This is a genomic window from Psychrobacter sp., from assembly GCF_036731945.1.
Classification (GTDB): Bacteria; Pseudomonadota; Gammaproteobacteria; order Pseudomonadales; family Moraxellaceae; genus Psychrobacter.
Genome location: NZ_DAINDI010000049.1, coordinates 3,500 through 6,360 on the forward strand (window position 1 = coordinate 3,500; position 2,861 = coordinate 6,360).

At 47.2% G+C, this 2,861-nt stretch carries 2 protein-coding genes; both read left to right on the plus strand.

Annotated features, from left to right (window positions below):
- Positions 1-241: 241 nt before the first annotated feature.
- Positions 242-1,603, plus strand: coding sequence for a homoserine dehydrogenase (locus V7D75_RS10410; protein WP_333614504.1), 1,362 nt, complete (start codon positions 242-244; stop codon positions 1,601-1,603).
- 104 nt (positions 1,604-1,707) lie between these two features.
- The coding region (locus tag V7D75_RS10415; protein ID WP_333614505.1) for a thiolase family protein at positions 1,708-2,861 on the plus strand (1,154 nt) is incomplete at its 3' end.

A 2,861-nucleotide genomic window follows, 5' to 3' on the forward strand; every position in this document is an offset into this window, starting at 1 on the left:
GCGATTGATGCCAGCTAATCATCTCCCCTTATATTGCTGACCTTAGCGACAGTGAGATTGGGTAGACGCCACAAGCGCTTATCGGTATGATACGATGAAGCGCTAGGTAAAATTAGCGATGTATTTTTATACTTTTCTTCTTTATATCAGCCTCTTATTTAAGCACTTTTATATAAGGCTTTTTATGTAAGCGCTGTCATAGAAGCATTTTTATCCAACTCTATAATCTCTTGAGGATACTGTGAGCAAATCCATCAAACTAGCGATACTTGGTCTGGGCACCGTCGGAACGGGCGTGATCAATCTAATCAATGACAATTTAGATGAGTTAAAACGCCGTAGCGGACGCGACATTGTGATTACCGAAGTCGGTACCCGTCGTCAGCGCGATGATATCGACGCTACCATCGTACAAAATAGTGACTTGATGGCAACCGCTGCCAGTGACAATGTCGACATTGTCATCGAAGTGATTGGCGGTACGACCTTGGCTAAAGATGTGATTATGCATGCCATTAAACACGGCAAACATGTAGTCACTGCCAATAAAGCCTTGCTCGCCGAACACGGCAACGAGATTTTCGCCTTTGCCGAAGCCCATAATGTACACGTTGCTTATGAAGCGGCAGTGGCAGGTGGTATTCCAATTATCAAAGTCATGCGTGAAGCGCTTGCCGCCAATAAAATCGAATGGCTTGCTGGTATTATAAATGGCACAGGCAACTTTATCATGACTGAAATGCGTGATAAAGGTCGCCCGTTCGCCGATGTTTTAAGTGAAGCGCAAGCGCTTGGTTACGCCGAAGCCGACCCAACCTTTGATGTCGAAGGCATTGATGCCGCGCACAAACTTGCGCTACTTGCCTCTATCGCCTTTGGCATTCCGCTACAGTTTGATAAAGTTTACTGTGAAGGTATCACCGGTATTACCTTACAAGACGTCAACTACGCCGAAGAGCTTGGCTACCGTATCAAACATCTAGGCTTTGCGGTACGTCGCGAAGGTAACGGTTCAGGTGATGACCAAGGTAGTAATGGCGCGGCCGGTATTGAGCTGCGTGTTCATCCAACCCTCATTCCACAAAATGCCCTACTTGCCAACGTTAATGGCGTAAAAAATGCGGTACTGGTCAACTCGCACCCACTTGGGCAGACACTATATTGCGGTGATGGCGCTGGTGCTGGAGCAACGGCTTCTGCGGTCATGGCTGATGTGATGGATTTGGTTCGCGTTCTTGGTAGTAAAGATAGCAACAATGAAAGCACGAACGGTCACCATGTGCCGCATCTAGCCTTTATCCCAGAGCAATTATCCGACACACCCATCTTGCGCGCTGAGCAAATGATTACTGGTTATTATCTGCGCGTGCATGCGCATGACAATCCGGGCGTTTTGGCGGACATCACCCGTATTTTGAGTGACGCTGGTATCAATATTGATGCCATTTTACAAAAACCTGCGCACAAGCTTGGCCAAGTGCCAGTGATTATTTTGACCCTGCCTGTGGTTGAAAGTCAGATGAATCTGGCGATTGAAAAAATCGAGAAGCTCGATACCATTACAGATAAAGTCGTCCGTATTCGCTTAGATGAGTTGGCGTAATTTATCTCGCGATTCATCTATAAACGTATGACCTTAGCTAGAAACTTTTATTTTAATGACTAAAAAAAACTTTCGTTTCAAATACCGAAAAAGGAAAAATAACGATGTCAAATGATGCAATTGTAATTTTAAATGGCGCCCGTACTCCAATGGGTGGTTTTCAAGGTGCTTTAAAGGACGTCAGCGCAACCGAATTGGGCGCAACCGCTATCAAGGCTGCTGTTGAGCGTTCAGGCGTGAGCGTTGATAATATTGATGAAGTTATTATGGGCTGTATATTGACCGCTGGTCTTGGTCAAGGCCCTGCCCGTCAAGCCATGCGTAAAGCAGGTCTAAATGATGCCACGGGTGCCGTTACCATCAATAAGCTTTGTGGTTCTGGCCTAAAAGCGGTCATGCAAGCGCACGATGGTATCAAAGCGGGTAGCTTTAACGTCGCAGTCGCTGGCGGTATGGAATCGATGACCAATGCGCCTTACATCATGCCAGGGTCGCGCGGCGGTTACCGTATGGGTCATAAAGAAGTCAAAGACCATATGTTCTTAGACGGCCTAGAAGATGCGGAAACTGGCAAATTAATGGGGCAGTTCGCGCAAGAAATGGCCGATGAAAAAGGCTATAGCCGTGAGCAAATGGACGAATTTGCTATTGAATCATTAAATCGTGCTGTGACGGCGATTAAAGACGACCATTTTAAAGATGAAATTGAGCCTGTCACTTTCAAATCGCGTAAAGGCGAGCAAACAGTCGATACCGACGAGCAGCCTGCGCTTGCCAATGCCGAGCGCATTCCTACCCTGCGTCCTGCCTTTGCAAAAGAAGGCACGATTACGGCGGCAAACGCCAGCTCAATCTCAGACGGGGCTGCGGCGGTTGTGATGATGAAAGAATCACAAGCAAAAGCCGAAGGTTTAGATTACCAAGCGCGTATTGTTGCTACTGCTTCTAACTCACGTCATCCAAGTGAATTTACTATTGCTCCGATTGGTGCGATTGAAAAAGTACTCGATAAAGCTGGCTGGTCAATTGCAGACGTCGATTTATGGGAAATCAACGAAGCTTTTGCGATGGTGACCATGGCTGCGATGGATGAACTTAAAATCGACCACGCTAAAGTTAACGTCGAAGGCGGCGCTTGTGCCCTTGGCCATCCAGTTGGCTGCTCTGGCGCGCGTATCTTGGTCACCCTTATCAACTCGCTTAAGCGTACTGGCGGTAAAAAAGGTGTTGCAACCTTATGTATCGGTGGCGGTGAAGC